Raw genomic sequence first — 847 nt, 5'->3', positions numbered from 1 at the left:
TCTCCCACTACACCGACTGGACCATCGGCCACGTGCACGCCGGCGCCCTCGGCTGGGTGGCGATGATCTCCATCGGCTCGCTCTACCACCTGATCCCGAAAGTCTTCGGTCGCCCGCAGATGCACAGCATCGGCCTGATCAACGCGCACTTCTGGCTGGCCACCATCGGCACCGTGCTGTACATCGCCTCGATGTGGGTCAACGGCATCACCCAGGGCCTGATGTGGCGCGCGGTCAACGAGGACGGCACCCTGACCTACTCCTTCGTTGAAGCACTGGTCGCAAGCCACCCGGGCTTCATCGTGCGCATGATCGGCGGTGGTTTCTTCCTCACCGGCATGCTGCTGATGGCCTACAACACCTGGCGCACCGTGCGTGCTGCCAAGCCGGCCGAATACGAAGCCGCCGCGCAGATCGCCTGAGGAGCCCGACGTAAATGAAGAACCACGAAATACTCGAGAAGAACGTCGGCCTGCTGGCCATCTTCATGGTGATCGCCGTCAGCATCGGCGGCCTGACCCAGATCGTTCCGCTGTTCTTCCAGGACGTGACCAATACCCCGGTCGAAGGCATGAAGCCGCGTACCGCCCTGGAACTGGAAGGTCGCGACATCTACATCCGCGAAGGCTGCGTCGGCTGCCACTCGCAGATGGTCCGTCCGTTCCGTGCCGAGACCGAACGCTACGGCCATTACTCGGTCGCCGGTGAAAGCGTCTGGGACCACCCGTTCCTGTGGGGTTCCAAGCGTACCGGCCCGGACCTGGCCCGCGTCGGCGGCCGTTACTCCGACGACTGGCACCGCGCGCACCTGTACAACCCGCGCAACGTGGTGCCCGAGTCGAAGATG

2 protein-coding genes are annotated in these 847 nt (G+C 64.1%); both read left to right on the top strand.

Annotated elements, in window-relative coordinates; translation table 11 throughout:
* On the top strand, positions 1 to 422 hold a 422-nt coding region (locus HMPREF2581_RS18480), incomplete at its 5' end, for a cbb3-type cytochrome c oxidase subunit I (protein ID WP_045108235.1).
* Positions 423 to 436: 14 nt separating this feature from the next.
* A partial coding sequence (gene ccoO, locus HMPREF2581_RS18475; RefSeq protein WP_070743594.1) for a cytochrome-c oxidase, cbb3-type subunit II occupies positions 437 to 847 on the top strand: 411 nt, incomplete at its 3' end.

The sequence above is a fragment of the Pseudomonas sp. HMSC057H01 genome (assembly GCF_001836405.1).
In the GTDB taxonomy this organism is placed as follows: domain Bacteria; phylum Pseudomonadota; class Gammaproteobacteria; order Pseudomonadales; family Pseudomonadaceae; genus Pseudomonas; species Pseudomonas aeruginosa.
Note: the sequence above shows the minus strand (reverse complement) of the source record. Positions and strands in the feature narration are given on the sequence as shown.